A 20,395-nucleotide genomic window follows, 5' to 3' on the forward strand; every position below is an offset into this window, starting at 1 on the left:
CATCAGTGACCGTTCAAGAATGAAATATGTTTCATGAGAAGTAAATCTATTCGGCATTACATGAGAGCAGCGCCTCTCCCTTTTCAATAAAAAGAACTTGAGCCTGAAAAAGGAGAGGAATCTATTCAAACCGATAATCCCATAATATACGCCATTCGCCTTTTTCTTTGACGACATAGCAATTTTGTTTCAAAGTAAACATTCCAAAGCGAGAATTGAAGACCTGTGTAACTGGAATCTCATAGGCCGTTTTATGCAGCCTTCCACTCTTATCCAACTTCCAGTTCTTCACTTTCTTAGAACGGCCTACATCATACTGAAAGGACTTCACATCCATATGCTGTAAAAATACATGTGACCGATTTTGCACATAATCTGCCCGATTCGGAAACCGCTGCTTCATTTCAGAACTTAACAAATCCCAGGATTTCCCGAACTCCGCTTCACTTTCATACTCATAGAAATCTTCAACCACGCTTTCTGATCCGCTCGGAAAAAGAAAAATGATACAAACTCCTGCAACTAAAACCATGAGAATAGCCGTCAATACTCCTATCGGAATCTTACTTTGTCTCCTCACCCTCATCACCCTCACAGGTTATCATTCATTTATATATATAATGGAAAACCATAAAAAAGAAGCATGTTGTTAGACATGCTCCTTAAGTATATGTTTCTGAAATGATTTCTTAGATTCATTGACGCCTTCTCCATCGATAAAAGAAAAAAGAAAAGAAGATTCCTAGCAAACCGCCGAACGTGTCAAGCATGACATCCTGCCACAAGGGAGTTCGGCCACCGGTTAGTTTTTGATGCAGTTCGTCAGCACTTGCATAAAAAAGGACACATAAAAGAGCCCCTGAAAACGAAAGAACAGGATTCTTCACAAAACGGCCCCAAACACGATACGTCAATAATCCAAACACAAAAAAGATAAAAAGATGGGCACCCTTCCGAAGGAAAAACTCCAGAAAGCCATTTACTCCAGCTATTTGGGCACTCACCTCAACCCCTCCATACATGAATGAAATGCCACTTAGCTTATCATACCAATATGGAGTATTGAACTGCGCTAAAAAAGGGGTTATGCTTTGCTCCTCATACGTCTGCGAGGAAAAAAAGAAGATGACCATCGCCCACAAAACGAGCAAACCCGGGAAGAAGTATCTACGGATCATATTCTTTCAGGTTCTTCAATGATCCCGCTTAATTTCTCCTTAATCTCTTCCACAAGTTCATTTACAGTAACATCTTGTCCAGACTCACCTTTTGCAAAAGTGTCTTTTAAAATATCATAAAAATCCATTTGAAATTTCCACTCCACCATTTCATAAGTTGTCCCTAATCTTTTTTCAAAAATAAGGAATATAGCTCTTTTATTTGATAATCCCATATATATAAGGGGATGGCAAGTGGAAACTAGTTTACTAACAGAAAAATTACTGAAAATTAACATTTTGTACATATTCAGTAGGAAAGAAATCTACTAGTCAATATGTGTGGATAAAAAAACAAAAAAGGACCGATTCCTCAGCCCCTTCGAAAATCCATATTATGCTTGTCCCATAAAATAAGTCATTAATGAAATCAATACTAAAGTAATAGTAATATAAGTCCCAATAAAAATCTTCTTGCTTCTTTGTTTCTTTTCATAAACTTCCTCGAACGTAATGAATTTGTTTTTTGTCATCAAATAATCTCCTTATATTTTGATGGCAGCTATCTGACATCGCTTTCAGCGAAGTACCTTTGCCTGAGCTCTATATGTATTATCGGCACATTACCAAAAATATTTAAGTATTAATAACTATTTTTTTATAGGCTATATTTCTTACATATGTAGTAGGTTACGACTAACGCATTATGTACAATAACTAAATTCTATGATCATCATGTTAAATCCTGCCTAGGTATCATTTTAATTAAGCGCTTACTTTATAAAATTCATGATTATTTTTACCCAACCGAAAAATGACAGCCATAACGGTACACTGAATAAAGTTCCCCATATTAATCCCTTCACAAAAGCACTAAGTCCATCCATAATAAAAATCCCTCTCAATTAGGTTATATTTTTATTATTGTCCCCATGTTCTTTATTCTAGATACCTTTACGGTAATTTCCTGTAATGAAAACAAAAAGAGAAGACTGTATAACAGCCTTCCCTAAGATAATTTTTCATTTTCCTTTTATGAACTCCCGCACTTCTTCAATAGATAATCCTAAACTTTTAGCCTCTAAAATTAGATAAACCCATTCTTCCCGTTCATTTTTAGCTTCCATGTCAAATCCCACCCAACTTGTGGTAAAACAGCCGTCTTAGCATTTAGCCTTAGACCTGTAATTTTGCGTCCCTACTTTTCAATAGGTTTGCCTTTCTCAAGAATATTTCACATTAATTTTCTAAAAAATTAATAAATCTCTAGAATCCCTGTTTCCATGGTGCTAAATAAACCATCATGACCTAAAAAATTTCCCCTTAATTAAAACTATATTAATGTTAATTATACTTAAAAACGTAATAATAGCTCATAATACTATTCGTTTTTTTACGTCATTTTTCAACATCATTCATCAAAAAGTGACATCACAATGGAAAAACATTGGTATAATGCGCTTTATATAAAACTCTTTTATTGAAAATAGAGATATAATCTCTATAAAATTCTTATATTTGCTATTTCACAAAAATAATATTTTGAACTATTAATTCAGTTTTAAAATATTTCTTCTAAGAAAAAAAGCCAGCATTACAAGCCATAATATGGCTGTAACCTGACTGTTCGTGACTCTATAAATATTTACACACTTGATTCCATTTGGATACCTAATAAATTGCTAAACATCCTGAGCCAACCGAAAAATGACAACCATAACGTAAAGCTTAAAAGCAAAGCATTCCCCACAAAAGTCCCACAACAAGTATTCTGAAAATAAAGATTGGCTCTTTTGACTAGCCATTTCGACAAAAGGAGAGCTCCCTGCATACTCCCTCATTCACCTTCTTAACACAAAAAAAGAACTGATTTCTCAGCCCTATTTAACATCCGTTATGATTTACCAAGAAAAAAAGTTAATAAAGAAATCAAAATTAAAATAATAGTAATATAAGACCCAATAAAAATTTTCTTACTTCTTTCTTTCTTTTCATAAGCTTCCTCGTACGTAATAAATTTGTTTTTTGTCATCAAATATTCTCCTCATATCTTGATGGCAGCTATATGACAACGCTTTCTGCGAAGTCCCTTTGCTTGATTTTCATATTAAAGTAACTTCATATCTGCAAAAATATTAACTGTATTATTCACTATTTTTATAATGAGCTAGATTTTATAAATTAATATCTGTTCTTTACTATATAGTTTACTATAAATTATACAAAATACATTAATTCAAAATATTCCATTATACCCAAAAGTCTTTTATACCAATATAATAATGCTAAGCAATTATCCCTACCTGTCCATAGAACTGTTTTATGGCTGCAATTAGTTTAATCCATATCGATTTACCTCTTAGTAAATAAATAGGATATAAATTCACCTTTTGCCAAAAATAACAAAAAGGATATCAACGGGAGGAAGAGAAAAATGGATTCAGAAATGCAGGAGAAATGCGGGGTATTTGGAGTGTTTAATCACCCAAAAGCAGCCGAATTAACTTATTACGGACTTCATGCACTTCAACACCGTGGTCAGGAGAGTGCAGGGATTGTGGCTAGTGATGGGAAATCATTCAGGAATCACAGGGGAATGGGATTAGTTACCCAAGTATTTTCACGGGACATCCTTGATGGACTAAGCGGAAATATGGCCATTGGTCATGTACGATATTCAACTTCTGGTGAAAGTTTATTGCAAAACGCACAGCCCCTCGTTTTTAAATATAGCGAGGGGGACTTGGCTGTCGCTCATAATGGTAACCTCGTAAATGCAAGGATAGAACGGGACGTGTTACAACAGCAGGGAAGCATATTTCAAACAACAACCGATACTGAAATTATTGCTCACTTAATAGCTCGTTCAAGTAAAAAGCATTTCGCAGAAAGCGCTCTTGATATGCTTAAACGTATCGACGGTTCATTTGCCTTAATTATCATGACTGAAAAACAAATGCTAATTGCCTTGGATCGTCATGGGTTACGTCCGCTTAGCCTTGGAAAAATTGGCGAATCAATCATCGCCGCCTCAGAAACCTGCGCTTTAAATGCGGTTGATGCTAAGTTCTGGCGGGAAGTTGAACCGGGTGAATGGCTTCTTATAGATGAAAATGGAATTCAAACTGGAAGATTTGCAGAAAAAGGTAAGGTTTCCCTTTGTTCCTTTGAGTTTGTTTATTTTGCCCGTCCGGATAGCGTTATTCAAGGAAGAAGTGTCTTAACAATCCGGAAAGAATTAGGTGAAATTCTGTCAAAAGAACATCCGACACAAGCTGATGTTGTCGTTGCAGTTCCCGAATCAAGCGTTCCTGCCGCCATTGGTTTTTCCCAACAATCAGGAATTCCATATGAAATGGGGATTATTAAAAATCCTTATGCTGGTCGTTCATTTATTGAGCCCACGCAAGAATTGCGCGACTTAGCTGTTCGACTGAAATTAAGCGCTGTGCAAGAAATTTTGGAAGGAAAAAGGGTAGTATTAGTCGATGATTCGATTGTTAGGGGTACGACAAGCAAGCGCATTGTCCAATTGATTCGGCAAGCAGGTGCCAATGAAGTCCATGTAAGAATTAGTTCACCTATGGTTAGAAACCCTTGTTTTTATGGAGTGGATATGCCAACTAAGGAAGAACTATTTGCCAACAAACACGAACACGAACGAGCTATGGGAAAGGTTATCGGGGCAGATTCATTAGCCTTCTTAAGCACCGAAGGGTTATTAGAGGCAGTAGATATGGATCTTGGAGAAACTAGCAGTCGCTGTATAGCCTGTTTTAGTGGTGCATACCCAACTAATATTTGAAGTGATACAGCTTAAGTAGGATAAAAATGGCAGGCACCGCACAAAAACAACCGTCTTTGTGTGATGCCTGCCATTTTCCTACTATTAAACCTTGGAATATGTCACTGTTTTCTCTTACCACTTACAATTACTTATCTCTCTCTTTCTCTCTACAAATGGATGGCTCCACTTATCTATACAACTTTTTTAAGGTGTTCAAGTTTATGCTGAACCGGGATTTAAGAGATTCGTGTTACTAGGCTTCTTCACCCTACTCCAAAACCAATACTGATCCGCATTACGAATCGTCTATAACCGGTGAGCAATTACAATAATGGTCAAGGTTCCTTTGAGTCTTTCAGGCACTTGTTGTTTAAGAACAAGGATCGATGGTTTACGTAAAATTCTTCGGGCTAGTACACGAGCTGTCTTTCTCCTCCTAACAGTCGAACTTCTCGATCACCAATGAGTGTATCTTTTTATTCCGAGTCTATAATTTCTTAACTTATAAAATTCATTATAATTTTGATCCAACCAAGAAATGACAACCACAATGGTAAACTGAATAATGTTCTCCTCAATAGTCCCCTCACAAAATTGCTAGGTTTATTTATTATAAAATATCACTCATTTATATGATTTTTTATTATTGTGACCTTGTTCCTGTTTTAACACACCAATTAATTCCATTTAAACAAATGGAATAGAAATAAGTTTGTGGTTGATTAGAAAACAGTTCATAAAAAAAGAAGGTTGATTAACAGTCTTCCCCATGTACTAATATTCTTATATTTTCCATTGATATGATGACCTTTCAAGTTCTGTTCTCTCCTAATGAAGTCACGAACGATAATCCTGAATTTTTTCCCTTTATACATACCATTCTTTTACTCTGTAACTATTACCTCATACAAAATATCTTTCCTTAAATGATGTGAAGTTTGTATTTTTATGACAGGTGATTTCACCGATTTTCTTCATACCCCTGTGTCCCCTTAGACACCTTTTATCATAATATTACTTCACTTACTCATATCATGATGGATCTTTAAAACCAAGCATACTAAGGAGCCTAAAACTTTTTTATTTTAGGCTTTCAATAAACAAATTAATGACTTTTATATAACACGCTATCTGCTCTGCTAAAGTGGTTCTCCTAACACTTTGGAGGTACATTTAGGTTAATACTCATTATATCAAAACATCTTACTTTAACCTTCTTCGATGTTGGTTAAAAACCTTGATGAAAATACTATTATCATCGGATTTAAAAAACTTAACTCCAACTAATTTTAAGGGTGTCCATATTTCTCTCATTTGGTATAAAGGCATTAAAAAAAATTCATCCTTTCTTAATTAACCCAGTCAATAGAGCAACCGCTCTCTAGATATGAGTCATAGCTTTTAATAGTTTCTCTATCTTTAATTATATTTAATAATACCCAATATTCGATTGGTTAATCCACATATTAGAAATTCATTTTTTATTTCTATTCTTTTCTAACTTATGCATTGTAATGTCATATAATCCTGATGGTAGAACTATTCATAAGAAATAAGCTTGTTACTTCATAACATTCAACGAACCTTTCATTCTTTATTACAATTAAATACGCCGGATATACCATTTATTTATTACGATGTTAATTAATACCATTTCAGTATAGTATCTACTCAATGTTAAAAGAAAGGTCAGCAAATCGGCTTTAATTAGAGAATTACACACTTGATTCCATTTGGATACCTAATAAATTGCTAAACATCCCTCTTTTTTCATTCGCTAACTGGTTATATCCACCGACCTGAATGATTTCTCCCTGATCCATGACCAGTACTTGATCGGCATTGCGAATCGTCGATAATCGGTGAGCTATGACGATGATGGTCATTTTTCCTTTTAATCTTTCAATAGCAGATTGAATCTTCGCTTCGTTCTCCGTATCCAATGCGCTTGTCGCTTCATCCAATACCAGGATGGCAGGTTTGCGTAAAATCGCTCTGGCTAACACTAGACGCTGCCTTTCTCCCCCTGACAGTCGGACACCCCGATCCCCGATGAGTGTATCCAGACCTTGAGGAAGCTTACTGACAAAATCAGCAGCTGCAGCGAACTCCAAAGATTCCCATATGGATTCATCACTTGCATCAGGGTCAATGATCAGCAAATTTTCCCTTATTGTTGCATTAAAGAGAAATGGATCTTGTGGTATATAACTTATGGACCTCCGCAGCGATAATAAGCGGTCATTAGTAAGGGGAATATCATCTATTCTGACTTCGCCCCGATCAGGTTGATTTAATCCCATTAATATATCTATTAAGGTGCTTTTACCGGCCCCCGATCGCCCTACAATAGCCGTCATACGGTTAGAGGGTATGTGTATGTTTATATTTTTAAGGGCATAGGTGCCCTCGTTTTGATCATAACTAAAATAAACATTACGGCAATCCAACCCTCGTTCAATTTCAATAGGCTTGATATTTTTATAATCGGATTCATATAACTCTCTTGCATCTCTACATTCGTTTTGTAAATCCGACAGTGCTTTAAAAGACGGAAGCGTAGATCCTATTTGCTCTAAATTAGATTGAATGCTAGTAAACCTTGGCCATAATCTCGAAAAAATAACCGTTATCAACATTAATTGTGCTGGCTGGGCCATGAACATCTTTATCGAAAAAAATACAAAAATGGCAATTAAGATTGAAGATACAATTTTGAAGATCATCTGGGAGGTAGTATTTAAAGTCGTTAACTTGATTCTGTTTTTTTCCATTCTCTCACTTAAAGACAGAAACCAATTCAAATGAGATTCCTCAAGGGAATTACTTTTGATATCTTTCATTCCGTTAAGGTGATCTGTCATGCCCGCTAAATAGGTTTGTGTTAGCTGATAGGTTTCCTTCCCAATAGACTGAGACTTTTTCACAAATTTCCGGGACGAAAAAATGAGAATGAACCCAAATGCTATTATAAAACTCGTCATTGGAACAGATAAATAAAAAGCTATGCCGATTTGAATGAAAGTAAAAATAAGGGAGGATATAAACTGTAAAAACAAATTTATCCCTGCACTTACATTGAAGGTTTCATTTGTCATGATGTTGATAATATCGGATTTCCTCTTTTTTAAGTAAAATCCCCAATTCACTTGCAGCAGACTTCCGTACGCCTCATCCCTTAACTTTCTAACAAAACCTTGTTGGATTTTCACTCCCAAAATTGTTTGATTCCGCTTAAATACACTTTGTCCCACCATTAATATCACATAAACACCAAGTATTAATAAAAGGCTTAGCGTTTCCGGAATTCCCAAGAATAACTCATTAACCCAGCTTATGAAAGGCACTTCATCCGTTTTTATATCCATTACACCGGTCAATCCAATCAATGGGATCAATAAGAAAATTCCTAAACTTTCTAAAAAACCTATTAAAATCATACAAACAAGATTGATATAGAGAATTTTCCCCGAATAATCATGTATTTGTTTCGTAAAAAGTAACAGATGTTTCATAACCATATCCTCCATTCGCAGCCCATATTTAATCGTTTTCCTCCATATTACCGATGGTAAAGCGCGAAAATGGAAGGAAAGGTATCGGTATCCACTTTTCTAAGATTATTATTCACAATGAAGATATAATAGTAAGGGTGGGGTGGTGAAGCGTGGACTCCTGGATAAATCTTGGAGGGTTTATTTGGCTCAAATAGACTGTTATCAGATTAACTAGATTTTTGTTCTTTTAGACCCTTAATCCCGTTCTCTTTAGAGAACTTAGAGACAACAGTGAACCTATCCATCACTTCAGCTCCTGTTATATAAAAAGGTCCACTGCGCAGCCAAGCATGTGCAATGAGCCCTCCATTCTCATCTTTGGCTGTACCTAAATAAAGAGTGCTATCAATCTTTCTTTTTTCCAGCATCTTCATAGCCGCCATTGCTTTTACAAGACACTGGCTTTCCCATATGGTGTAGCGGCTCATAATTTTTATAGCCCGCGATACATTTGCTAAAGTCTCTTTATCCGCTGCATTTAATTCAAATGATGACTCCTTCATCTGTTCACCAAGTGTTGGGGCAACTTTTGAAAAGGAAATGCTTTTAAGATAACGGGCCCTGCCTAAATGTAAAAAGGCTTCGATATACAGCAACTTTGTCTTGAAATCTAATCGAAGAAAAGTCTGAGCTTTCTTTACGATATTCATTGTTTTAGCCTCCTAGACTAAAGATTCATGATACTAGGAATGGATGCTAACTAAGCCTTGTTCCAGCAATTGACTTAAAAAGTCCGTGACATGCTCTTTACACTCGGTTTGATCGACATTGTATTGTGAATGTAATGTTGTAACTAACTCTTGAATTGTAATGGGTTCCTTCATTAACTCCCAAATTTCCCCGCCCAGTTCACCTAAATTATAATATTTTCCGTTAGAAACGCTTAACATGACTTTTTCCCCATCCATGTCACTTACTATGTTTCCTGGACTTTGGCTATATAGATTTTTTGTATCAAGTTTATTGATAGTCATGAACACTTTCCTCCCTTTTTAATGCATTTAAAATTATTTCGGATAAGTCCGGAGCCGTGAAACGATTCGTTGGTCTACGTAATTGGAAAAACTCAATTTTCTTAATCATTTTGGCAGAAGTGTTGAAATGCCAGTCCATCAAACCAGCTCTTTGGATAAAAAAATTGCGGTATGTATGATGATATAATTTATAAAATCTTTGAAGAGATGGTATAGGCTTAATATCTATCTCGGTATCTTCACTCATGATCAATTCAAAAACGCCAGCAAGCGGGAGTTGTTCGGTAATAAATTGATCTTGTACAGGAACAGCGAATTTATCTTCTCTAACAATGAGTGGCTGATAGTTATTTGAATCCATTTCAAAATGTTTTAAGCTCTCCAGCCATAATTTTTGTTGTGGATACGAAGGTGTTACAATGGGTATATTTTCATTATTCAATGTTACTGGTATGACATCATCACTCATGAGCTTATAGCCCCTTTTTAAAAAAGCTGAAGCAAGAGTCGATTTCCCAGCACCAGAATCACCAACAATCGCATATGCCTTTCCATCTATGGCTACCGCACTTCCATGTATAGGAAGGATATTTCTTTGCATCAAAATGGCACCCATGCATGTTCCGAGGATATAAAGCCGAATCTCATCTTCTTGTGCCGCATCAATTGGACAAAATTCTATTCTATTACCGCTTTGGATCAAGAAAATGGCCGTATTGGAAACATGGAACATAATCCAGTCTTTCTTAATGACAAAATCATCATCAGGAACTGAATGCTCTGACCATAATGTATGGAGATCAGCTTTTTCGATAGCAATATCCGTTTTATCATCCACTATATTAATAGGAAGCAATTCAGGCAAAGCTATATCACTTGAGACGGTTAAACCATACGCTTCATAAACAGTCCTTGTTTTGATACCGATCATATAATTATCACCACTTTATCAATAATTCATACGCATACTCGTTCAATAGATCTCTAAATTGCAGATCAACTTCTATTATATTAAGATAGAGAGACCCCTATTAACCAACTATTAGGGGTCAATTTTTTTGCGACTTAATATGTATGATTCCTTCTGAGCTGAGGGTACAAAAAGCTTTAAAACAAATTAACTTCTTTTTTAACTAAAAGTTAATTTACCTTTAGGAGTGTCATTAGGAAATGCAGCATCTGTATACTCGCCGTCAGTTCCAAGCATTGTTTGATTAACATCAAGAATTTCTAATTCAGGTTTTTTCCATTCCTTTTTCATACTAATCACCTCCTTTTAATCAAATTTTTTTAAAAATCGATATACGATTAAACTACGCATTAAAAACTTATAATCAGGATCAGTTGCATATTCTGGCCTAGCACCTTCATTAATCTTTATTAGTGCTTTGTTAATTGCTTGAAGATCTAGATACTCTAATGCTTTTTTATCTGTTCTAAGCTGCTGCAACTCATCTGTGAATGCTTCCCATTTTGGCAACATTCGATGAACCCAATCTGCTCCTTGCACACCCCTGTACCGTTGATTTAGCCTTACTTTATCGGGTAAGAAATTCACTGTAGCATTTCTAATCAGGGCACGATCCAACCCATTCTGTACATATTGACTTTCAGGGAGTGACAAACAAAAGCGAATTACACGGATATCATTAGTTGGATCTCGCTTCCATAACTTGTATCGTAAGGAGAGCTTTGTTGAGAGCGTATTACCTGCATTCCACTGAAAGATATCTTCAAAGTGCTTTTTTCTTTCATTAAAAATATCAGAATTCGAATACCAGCCTGTTTGATCCATGCCGAATTCTTTAAATTTGTCATAAATGCCCGTTCTTTCTGCAAAACTAGGGTTAATTAAGGAAGGAATCCTATATCGAGCACCTTCCGGAAATACACGATTAATAACTGGAAATCCGACCCTCACAATAGTTTGCATCTGACTTCGTCTAGATACTCCAACATTTTTCCTATATTGGTCCAACTCTTGATAAAGGCGAATCCACTTTAATCTTTTTAATAGGAGCGAGTAATACTCCAAGGGGAACCCCCAGGAAATTGAAAAATTTCCTCTATCCCCATTAAGTAAAACACCTATGTCTTCCTCATTTGCCTTTTCAAACATCCCTTTCAACCAAAAGGAATTTTCAAAAAACTTATATGGCATTTCCATGATGTCAAGAAATTCTTCTATTTCAGAATAAGAATCTTTCCCCTTAAAGTCACAATAATGATCAATAATGCCGCCAACATGACCTACCGTTGATTTGATGAAAGGCCGCTCATCTGTCAATAAGTATTTAGGGGTAAAATCTTTAAAATCTTCGGAAGGAATATAACTATATGTATGTAGTGCAGTGTTTTCCCGCTGCAATTTATTCACAGCAAAGCCAACAACAGCCCCAGAATCCAAACCTCCACTCAACTGGGCGCCAACTTTCCGGTGTGCCCTTAACCTAGATGTTACAGCATCCTGAAAGACATTTTGAAATGCATCTATGTAATCTTCATTAGATTTAAGTTTTAACTTATCTCCTTGAGTTAAGAAGGAATATCGTTTTAAAGTCACCCTATTATTCTGTATTGTTAAGCTATGAGATGGTGGTATCTGATTTATGGTTGTATACGGGGTTAATGAAGAATCTACTGCATCAATCATTCCCGATACGGCCAAATACTCAGCTAGCCACTGCTCATTCAACTTATTTTCAATAAAAGGTAATGATAAAAGTGGTTCCATAGTCGTACAAAATGCAAATTTCTGATGATTTTGGTGATAATAAAGAGTTCTACTTCCTGAAAAATCCCTTGCTCCAAACAACTTCTGTTTCTTTTCGTCCCAAATGACAAAAGCAAAATCCCCTACTAAGAATTTGGGAGCATCTTCACTCCACTTATAATAGGAGAGGAGAATCAGTTCACTATCCGTCATGCCCTTTTGATCGGATGGCTTCACTTGTAACCTCTGGAATAACTCATCACGATTATCAATAATCGCATCAGCAGTAATGGTACATCGCCTTTCAAAATCATAAAACGGTAGCTGCTCTCCAACAGATTCCGGCGTAATCCATTGGGCATGACAACCGAGAAAAATCTTTTCAGAATGCCAGATTTGGATAGAATCAGCAGGGTATTTTTGTAAAGCCGTCATCAAATTACGGCATTGTTGAAGATTCATAGGCTCTTCATTAAAATGATAAATACCGGCTATAGCACTCATGTTTTCCCCCTGGTTACTGTGTCCTGTTAATATATCCATTTATACCCATACCTTTAACTCATATAGGTTATGAGTATGAGCATCAAGTATACTTATTTTAACTTCCTTCTACGTTGGTTCATTACTTTGATGAAAATACTTCTATCATCTGATTTAAAGAATTTCACCCCGACTAATTTTAATGGTGTCCAAATTTCTTTCATTAGAAATAGAGGCATTAATATTCATCCTTTCCTCAATATATGAATATATATTCTCACTCGTACTTCACTAAGAATATTTTTGTTCTTTATAACGAATTAGTTAAGTTAAAAATATCATTTATTTTTCTCTGTGTCAATTTAAAATACTATCTCTTCACAATGATTGTGATTTAGATAACAAACTGCATAAATTAGCTATTTTATCCACACGCATTATCTCCTTCTTTTGCATACAGAAAGGCCAGTTAGTGGGAAAGAAGCTATCAAAATGATGAAGAGGGAAATTCTCGAAATCTAACATTTGAAAACATTATATCCAACAATGATTGAACACCTTTGTGAATAAATAAACTCATTAACTTATGCTAATTATATTTTTGTTTTAGGGGGTAAAAACGTAAAGAAATAATTTATACTATATAAAAATACATTAAATGGAAGAACAAAAGTTTTTTATTCCACAGATTGCAAATCATTAAAAAATATCACAACTATTGTTTTAAAATTATTGGGAGATAACGTTGAAGAGGCCTAAGAAACGCCCTATCTTTTGCTCTAATAGCTCTTTTCAAAAGATATATTACCTAGTGATGAAGTAAAAAATTAAGTGTAGAAAAGAAGGAGTGTTCCGTTCAAATTTCCTTATTGACCGATATGAATGAAAATTTTTATTCCGAGAAAATAGGAAAAAGAAAAACCTGTTTTTACAGTAAGCTAAAAATCTTTTCAATTATTTAATCATAAAAAACAATGAAGATTTTTTCACTCCCAACATATTCATGAAAAATAAGGATTTGCTTACCATTTATAAATGATTAAGAAATACCAAAGGCTGGATTACTTGCTTGATGGGATAGAAATCCATTCGAATTTATGGAGGCAGAGATAGGTGGTTATAACTACTGAATTTCTAAGGTGTAAAAAAACAAACAGTGTTCAAAATCGCAAGAATGTATATTTTTTTACTTCAGTTTAGATTTGATTTTCGCATATAAAGTTAAGGAATAGGGTGTTTTCCCCTACCCCACATATTAATTGTCACGCCCAAAGAATATATAAATGATGGAAATAAAAATAGATATAGAAAAACTATGCAGCAGAAAGATAACACAAAATACTACACTATTAAGTTACCACTCTTTTGTTTTGGATATTTTTTCTATTTATTTAAGAACTTTGTACCTTGTCTTTCTCCAGAACCATAAAAAAGGACGTAATGGAAAATATAAAAAATGAAGGAGTTTAGGCAACTTCAAAGTATTTACATCCATAGAACTTGGGAAAAATAATTTAATAATAAATATAAACTTATGCACATTCGACTTCTGTGAAAATAAATAACGATTAAGGGAGAAATATTTCTTCATATTTGTCAAAAACGTATGATGCTTTTGATAATTAGCCAAATTATCTTTTGGCTGGAGTTCATTTAAATTACCCATTTCTATTATGAAAAAGTACGCCATTTGTGCTTGCTTTCTTGAACGTTTCTCAGTTGATAATAGATGCATCTCTTGATTGATTGGACTGTTTAATAGCTGAGAAGCTAAAATAATTGCTTGTCCTCCTGAATGATTGTTTTGCTGATTTTTTTGTAATATATTATTGTTAGTTATTCTTTTTCTTAGAATTTGATCAATATCTACCAACCAACGTAGACGAAACCAAGCATGTCTAGCACCATGTTCAACTAGGAATAAAAACAAATCATCTACTCCAAGATAATAGACAGGATAGCTTGTGATTTCACTAATCCTTTTACGTTCCCATAATTCATTAAAATTCGGCACCTTCGTAGGATAAGGGTGGATTCTCCAATGAACTTCAATCTCGATCCTCTTTTGAGGGTGAAAATAGCTTACGTGATGATTCATCCATTTCCACTTGGCAAATGGGATTTCCTCTCTTTCATAACCCAAAATCAATAAAAACTCGTCTGCTCTTTTTAAATCGGTAATTTGAATTAGAATATCTAAATCCTTGGAAGTTCTCAAGGAAATATCTCCATATAAGTCAGCTGCAATTACAGGACCTTTCAAAAAAAGAAGTCGAATCTGATTTTCTGTAAACACTTTGCTTACTTGTTCCATTTCTCCGCTTAAGTGTAGCATTTGAAACGTATTTTTTTTATAATCATTGTACAAGGTTTGAATAACATGTGAAGGAACAATTTTTTCATCAATTTTAATTAACTTTGAATAAATTAATGGATAAACCCGATGATGTCTTGTTAAACTCAGGAATTTCTCCCAATCAATATCTTTGGGTAATTCAATAATTAATTTCTTTATACTATTTTCATCTTCTATCTTCAGAATCTCAAGTAACAAACTTAATTCCTTAGATAATAAATCAAAATCGAGATTGAAATTGTTATCCATTGACTCCTCCTTAGGCATTTTAACTAATTTTGATAATTCCGCTCATTAGAACTCTTCTTGATATTAGTACCACTACTCCAGGATAACTTTTGGCTAAAAATCGCCATTCAAAAAAGGCTGTAATCATAACGAGATACTAATAGTATCAGTTATTTCAAAACAGCCATATGATTTTCATCTTGTTACTCGCTTATAATTAAGATATTAAAAAGATTTTATTTTTTATTAAAATAAATGATTATTTTTTAGAAAGTGTAACTAAAATAGTGTTAATTACTCTTTCCTGTTCTTCAATCGTCATATTTGAACCTGATGGCAAGCAAATACCGTTTGCAAAGAGATGATCTGAGATACTTACCTTTTCATCATGGGGATAGTATTTGCACCCTTCAAAAATTGGCTGGAGATGAAGTGGTTTCCATACAGGCCTTGCTTCAATATTTACATCCGCTAATGAATTAATTATATCCACTGGAGAAAATCCGAGTTTTTCGCTATTTACTGTTAATGTAGTTAACCAACGATTAGAAAACGTATCCTCTAGTTCAGGCATAAATTGTAAGCCTTCAATTTGTTCTAGGGCTTGTTCATATCGTTGAAAAACTAACCGTCTAGCATTTATACGGTTGTCCAATACCTCTAGCTGTGCCCGTCCTATACCTGCAAGAATATTACTCATACGATAATTAAAACCTATCTGACTATGCTGGTAATACATAGCAGAATCTCGTGCTTGCGTGGCTAAAAATCTAGCTTTCCGTAACGATTCTTCATCATCTGACACGAGCATCCCACCGCCAGATGTAGTAATAATTTTATTTCCATTAAATGAATAAATCCCAAACTTACCGAAAGATCCGCTTTTCTTTCCTTTATATGTTGAACCAATAGATTCAGCTGCATCTTCAATAATAGGCACTCTATATTGATTACAAAGTGATACAATTTCATCCATTTTAGCACTCTGGCCATATAAATTCACCACAATAACTGCTTTTGGAAGATTGCCTTGTTGCTTTGCGTCAACAAGCGCCCTTTCTAATGCTTTTGGGGACATATTCCAAGTGTCTGGCTCTGAATCAATAAAGACTGGCTCTGCCTTCTGATAAACAATCGGGTTAGCGCTAGCAATAAATGTAAGGGAAGAACAGAACACTTTATCGTTCTGTTTTACATCTAACAATTGTAACGCTAAATGGATTGCTGCTGTACCGGAGCTGAGTGCCGCTGCACCCTTTGTGCCCGCATACTCAGCCAATTCTTTTTCAAAGGCGTCAACATTCGGACCAAGCGGCGCAATCCAGTTGGATTCAAACGCTTCATTAATATATTTTTGTTCGTTTCCACTCATATGTGGTGATGACAAAAATATTCTTTTCTGCTGTATAGTTGATTGTGTCATAATATCACGACCTTTTACTATTCTATTAATTTAGCAGGTGTCCCTACTACTTTTTTGAATTCCCCTACATCTCGTATAACAGTTGCTCCTGCACCAACAATACACCAATTACCTATGCTTATATTTGGAATAACCGTTACACCTGCGCCGATATGACTTCCTTCATCTACTTGAACATTTCCAGTTAATGTAGCATTTGGAGAGAGATGAACAAAGTTCCCAATTCTGTTCTCATGTTCTACAACCACACCTGTGTTTATTATAGCATGCTGTCCAACCTGAGTATCTGCATTAATAATGGCACCTGGCATTACAACCGTTCCTAATCCTATTGAAGCGGTTGGGCTTATAATTGCACTTCGATGTATTAGAAGTGCATAACGGTCGTACGGAATTTTTAATGTTTCTACAATTTTCTTACGAATTTCATTATTTCCTATTGCAACAATAAAACTAAAATGGGAGTTACTTATCAATTGATTAACTAAGGAAATGGGACCATATAAAGTCCCATTCTTATGTTTAGTATCTATAAATCTGTCATCTAAATATGCCCCTATTTCGTATTCCTTTAAAGAAAGTAAAATATCCTCAATTACTTTACTATGGCCACCCTGCCCAATAATACAGATCTTTTTCATAAATGCCTCTCTTGCATTGATTCTTTTTGATATGTACCTCTAAATTTTTCAATGGTAACATGGCCATTCTGACTAATACCTTCAGACTTAAACACCTTATGCACTGTCATAAATAGGATTTTCATATCCAACCAAAAAGAACGATTATCAACATACCAAACATCCAATTCGAATTTTTCCTCCCATAAAATAGCATTTCGACCATTTACCTGTGCCCAGCCAGTAATACCTGGACGGACTTCATGCCGTCTAGCTTGCTCAGGTGTATATAACTCCAAATACTCTATTAATAACGGACGAGGACCGACTAGACTAATATCACCTTTTAATACATTATACAGTTGGGGCAATTCATCCAAACTAAGCTTTCGAAGTAACTGTCCAAACTTTGTTAAACGCACATGGTCTGGCAGCAATTCACCTTTTTCATCCCGCTCATCTGTCATAGAGCGAAATTTGTAAACATTAAACGACTTTCCATACATTCCAGGACGTTGTTGTTTAAATATTATAGGTGATCCTAACTTACACCTTATAAGCAAACCAGTTATCAAAAAAACGGGTGACAAAAAGATAAGCCCTAAAAAAGAGAAAATAAAATCAAATAGTCTTTTCAATATAATCACTCTTTTTCTTTTTAGAAATTAAATAGTTAAATAAATTTATTTGTTTATTTATCACTTTTTCTTCATCAAATAGTTCTTCTACAATTTTCCGGCTCTCGTTTCCAAATTTCACTCTTTTATCTTCATTTAAGAAAAGCTGGATCATCTTGTCAGACAATTCTTTTGATGATCCTTTATTCACCAAATAACCATTTCTATCGTTAAACACTTCTTCCCGACATCCCCTAATATTTGTTGCAATAACCGGTAACTTCATTGACATTGCTTCAATAATAGATCTTGGTAAGCCTTCACGATAAGATGGGAGAACAAATACATCACTTATAGCCATTAGATCAGGAATATCTTTTCTAAATCCTAATTGGATAATCCCTGGGTTATTTAATAACTCTTTCATCTTATGATAACTACTTTGGTCCCGTTCACTTTCTAGCAGACTTCCTATTAATATCAGTTTAATATTATTATGCATTTTAGAAATACCATTAAAAGCTTCTAATAGTTCAAAAATTCCTTTTTCTTTTACTAACCGTCCTACAAACATAAACACAACATCCGCCTGATCAACACCAAGATTAGATTTAAGTTCATCTATTTTAGATAGTGACTTCAGGTTAGGATTAAATTTATTATGGATATCAACACCGTTACTCAAATGCAGTATACGATCTTCTTTATGACAGAATTTATCTTTTAAAGCAAGCTCATAATCTTCTCTGCTTTGTAAGAGGAGCCAATCTGTCAAAAAGCGGGCAGCATATTTTTCGATATAATAGAAAAGTTTATATTGTCTAGGTGACATTTCTTCATGAAAATAAAAACCGTGAGCTGTATAAATTATATTTTCTATACCGGCCAATCTGGCTGCAACCCTACCTATTAAGGCGGCAATTGGTGTATGTACATGGACAATATCATATTTTTCCCTTTTCATTAACTTGAACAGTTTAATAACTGATTTGAGATTAGAAACAGGGTTGATTTGGCGATCGATTTTTATATCCACCATCGTCAACCCTTCTGTTCTTAACCTTTCAAATCGCCCTGTGTCTGTACATGCGTTATGTACCTCATACCCTTCCTCCATTGACTTGAGTATCAATGGCTTTAATAGAGCATCAACACTCAAATCAATTGCACAAATTTGTAGTACTTTTTTATTTTGCATACTATAATCTCCAAAGAGTAATATTATCAGGGCAGGTTTCTCTTTCTAACACACTCTTAATATCAACAACTATTCCTTTACCGTGCTTAAGTAATTGACTAAATTGTTCCCACCCTTTTTGAATATAATCATCGTGGGCTACAGCAAAAACAACTACATCTGCTGGTTTAAGTTGATTATGAGGAATTAATTCAACCCCGTACTCTTTTACTGCTTCACCAAAGTCAGCCATTGCATCTGTAACTTGGACCTCAATACCAAACTCCTCTAGTTCTCGAATAACATCTATTACTTTAGAATTACGAAGATCTGGTACATTTTCCTTAAAGGTAAGACCCAGTACAGTTACTCTTGCCCCTTGTATAGGCATATTTTTATGAATCATTTGTTTAACCAAAGAAGTTGCAATGAATTTACCCATTTCATCATTAATTCGGCGGCCCGCTAAAATAACTTCGGGGTGATAACCTACGCTTTCTGCTTTATGTGTTAAATAATATGGGTCAACACCAATACAATGTCCCCCAACTAAACCAGGGGAAAATTTCAGGAAGTTCCATTTCGTTCCAGCTGCCTTCAATACTTCATTCGTATCAATATTTAGACGGTCAAATATAATGGATAACTCGTTCATCAGTGCAATGTTAAGATCACGTTGGGTATTTTCAATAACTTTTGCGGCTTCTGCTACCTTAATTGAACTAGCACGGTAAACACCTGCTTCTACTACAGATCCATATACACTAGCTACAGTTTCTAATACATCTTCATTTTGTCCTGATACAACCTTGGTAATTGTTGTGAATTTATGCTCCTTGTCTCCTGGATTAATACGTTCAGGTGAATACCCAACAAAGAAGTCCTTCCCTGCTTTTAGGCCCGATGCTTTCTCCAGTACTGGAACACATTCTTCCTCTGTTGCCCCAGGGTAGACAGTTGACTCATATACAACAATTGTACCTTTTGATAGATATGCACCTACTGTTTCTGAAGCCTTTAGTAATGGCGTTAAATCTGGTTGCTTATTTTCATTAATTGGGGTTGGAACAGCGACAATAATAAAATCACTATCATGCAATCTAGACCCATCATTGGTAAACTCAATTTCAGCTGCTAAGAGATCATTAGTCTCTACTTCATTTGTATAATCTATTCCATCTATTAAGGTATTAATACGGTGTTCATTAATATCAAAACCAACAATGGGATGTGTTTTACCAAAAGCAACTGCTACTGGTAATCCTACGTATCCAAGTCCAACTACTGCTATTTTTCTATTCAT

19 protein-coding genes, 1 pseudogene and 1 riboswitch are annotated in these 20,395 nt (G+C 35.0%); of the genes and pseudogenes, 1 reads left to right on the forward strand and 19 read right to left on the reverse strand.

What is annotated here, in order from left to right; all coding sequences use genetic code 11:
- Positions 1-121 precede the first annotated feature (121 nt).
- From MKY17_RS19395 to MKY17_RS19420, 6 genes are all read right to left on the reverse strand, one after another.
- On the reverse strand, positions 122-580 hold the full coding sequence (locus MKY17_RS19395; RefSeq protein ID WP_144526643.1) for a hypothetical protein: 459 nt from the start codon (positions 578-580) through the stop codon (positions 122-124).
- Positions 581-695: 115 nt separating this feature from the next.
- Positions 696-1,178, reverse strand: a complete 483-nt coding sequence (locus MKY17_RS19400; protein WP_339200369.1) for a VanZ family protein — start codon at positions 1,176-1,178, stop codon at positions 696-698.
- Positions 1,175-1,456 carry a hypothetical protein gene (locus MKY17_RS19405; protein WP_339200371.1) on the reverse strand — a complete coding sequence of 94 codons (282 nt, stop codon included), beginning with the start codon at positions 1,454-1,456 and terminating at the stop codon, positions 1,175-1,177. The genes MKY17_RS19400 and MKY17_RS19405 overlap by 4 nt, the downstream gene beginning before the upstream one ends.
- A 96-nt stretch (positions 1,457-1,552) precedes the next feature.
- Positions 1,553-1,690, reverse strand: a complete 138-nt coding sequence (locus MKY17_RS19410; RefSeq protein WP_170974034.1) for a hypothetical protein — start codon at positions 1,688-1,690, stop codon at positions 1,553-1,555.
- 489 nt (positions 1,691-2,179) lie between these two features.
- Complete coding sequence (locus MKY17_RS19415) at positions 2,180-2,284, reverse strand: anti-repressor SinI family protein (RefSeq protein ID WP_339200373.1); 105 nt, start codon at positions 2,282-2,284, stop codon at positions 2,180-2,182.
- Between the two features lie 18 nt (positions 2,285-2,302).
- Positions 2,303-2,386: riboswitch (cyclic di-GMP riboswitch) on the reverse strand.
- 665 nt (positions 2,387-3,051) lie between these two features.
- Positions 3,052-3,189 (reverse strand): hypothetical protein, encoded by a 138-nt coding sequence (locus MKY17_RS19420; protein WP_339200375.1) that lies wholly within the window; start codon positions 3,187-3,189, stop codon positions 3,052-3,054.
- A gap of 402 nt (positions 3,190-3,591) precedes the next feature.
- On the opposite strand from MKY17_RS19420, the gene purF reads away from it, so the two are divergent.
- Positions 3,592-4,962 (forward strand): amidophosphoribosyltransferase, encoded by a 1,371-nt coding sequence (gene purF / locus MKY17_RS19425; RefSeq protein WP_339200377.1) that lies wholly within the window; start codon positions 3,592-3,594, stop codon positions 4,960-4,962.
- Positions 4,963-5,253: 291 nt separating this feature from the next.
- Here purF and MKY17_RS19430 read toward each other — a convergent pair.
- The 13 genes and pseudogenes from MKY17_RS19430 to MKY17_RS19490 all read right to left on the reverse strand — a co-directional run.
- Positions 5,254-5,417, reverse strand: a pseudogene (locus tag MKY17_RS19430) (ABC transporter ATP-binding protein); the annotation flags it as partial.
- A gap of 1,242 nt (positions 5,418-6,659) precedes the next feature.
- The gene (locus MKY17_RS19435; RefSeq protein WP_339200379.1) at positions 6,660-8,459 is read right to left on the reverse strand and encodes an ABC transporter ATP-binding protein; all 1,800 of its coding nucleotides are present in this window, start codon (positions 8,457-8,459) and stop codon (positions 6,660-6,662) included.
- A gap of 209 nt (positions 8,460-8,668) precedes the next feature.
- The gene (locus MKY17_RS19440) at positions 8,669-9,151 is read right to left on the reverse strand and encodes a lasso peptide biosynthesis B2 protein (RefSeq protein WP_339200381.1); all 483 of its coding nucleotides are present in this window, start codon (positions 9,149-9,151) and stop codon (positions 8,669-8,671) included.
- A gap of 33 nt (positions 9,152-9,184) precedes the next feature.
- On the reverse strand, positions 9,185-9,475 hold the full coding sequence (locus tag MKY17_RS19445; RefSeq protein WP_339200383.1) for a lasso peptide biosynthesis PqqD family chaperone: 291 nt from the start codon (positions 9,473-9,475) through the stop codon (positions 9,185-9,187).
- Positions 9,462-10,406 (reverse strand): aldolase, encoded by a 945-nt coding sequence (locus tag MKY17_RS19450; RefSeq protein WP_339200385.1) that lies wholly within the window; start codon positions 10,404-10,406, stop codon positions 9,462-9,464. The genes MKY17_RS19445 and MKY17_RS19450 overlap by 14 nt, the downstream gene beginning before the upstream one ends.
- A gap of 198 nt (positions 10,407-10,604) precedes the next feature.
- Entirely contained in the window at positions 10,605-10,736 is a 132-nt protein-coding gene (locus MKY17_RS19455) for a paeninodin family lasso peptide (RefSeq protein ID WP_339200387.1), read from the reverse strand.
- Between the two features lie 15 nt (positions 10,737-10,751).
- Positions 10,752-12,692: a lasso peptide isopeptide bond-forming cyclase gene (locus MKY17_RS19460; RefSeq protein ID WP_339200389.1), complete on the reverse strand. Its 1,941-nt coding sequence runs from the start codon at positions 12,690-12,692 to the stop codon at positions 10,752-10,754.
- Between the two features lie 1,366 nt (positions 12,693-14,058).
- The gene (locus tag MKY17_RS19465) at positions 14,059-15,276 is read right to left on the reverse strand and encodes a nucleotidyltransferase family protein (protein WP_339200391.1); all 1,218 of its coding nucleotides are present in this window, start codon (positions 15,274-15,276) and stop codon (positions 14,059-14,061) included.
- A 238-nt stretch (positions 15,277-15,514) separates the two neighbouring features.
- The gene (locus MKY17_RS19470) at positions 15,515-16,678 is read right to left on the reverse strand and encodes an aminotransferase class I/II-fold pyridoxal phosphate-dependent enzyme (RefSeq protein WP_339200393.1); all 1,164 of its coding nucleotides are present in this window, start codon (positions 16,676-16,678) and stop codon (positions 15,515-15,517) included.
- Between the two features lie 17 nt (positions 16,679-16,695).
- A complete protein-coding gene (locus tag MKY17_RS19475) occupies positions 16,696-17,319 on the reverse strand; it encodes an acetyltransferase (protein ID WP_339200395.1) in 624 nt (207 codons plus the stop codon).
- Positions 17,316-17,936: a sugar transferase gene (locus tag MKY17_RS19480; protein ID WP_339200397.1), complete on the reverse strand. Its 621-nt coding sequence runs from the start codon at positions 17,934-17,936 to the stop codon at positions 17,316-17,318. Before MKY17_RS19480 ends, MKY17_RS19475 begins: the two co-directional genes overlap by 4 nt.
- Entirely contained in the window at positions 17,920-19,113 is a 1,194-nt protein-coding gene (locus MKY17_RS19485) for a glycosyltransferase family 4 protein (protein ID WP_339200399.1), read from the reverse strand. Before MKY17_RS19485 ends, MKY17_RS19480 begins: the two co-directional genes overlap by 17 nt.
- A gap of 1 nt (position 19,114) precedes the next feature.
- A complete protein-coding gene (locus tag MKY17_RS19490; RefSeq protein WP_339202423.1) occupies positions 19,115-20,395 on the reverse strand; it encodes a nucleotide sugar dehydrogenase in 1,281 nt (426 codons plus the stop codon).

This window comes from Peribacillus sp. FSL P2-0133 (assembly GCF_037975445.1).
Classification (GTDB): domain Bacteria; phylum Bacillota; class Bacilli; order Bacillales; family DSM-1321; genus Peribacillus; species Peribacillus simplex_E.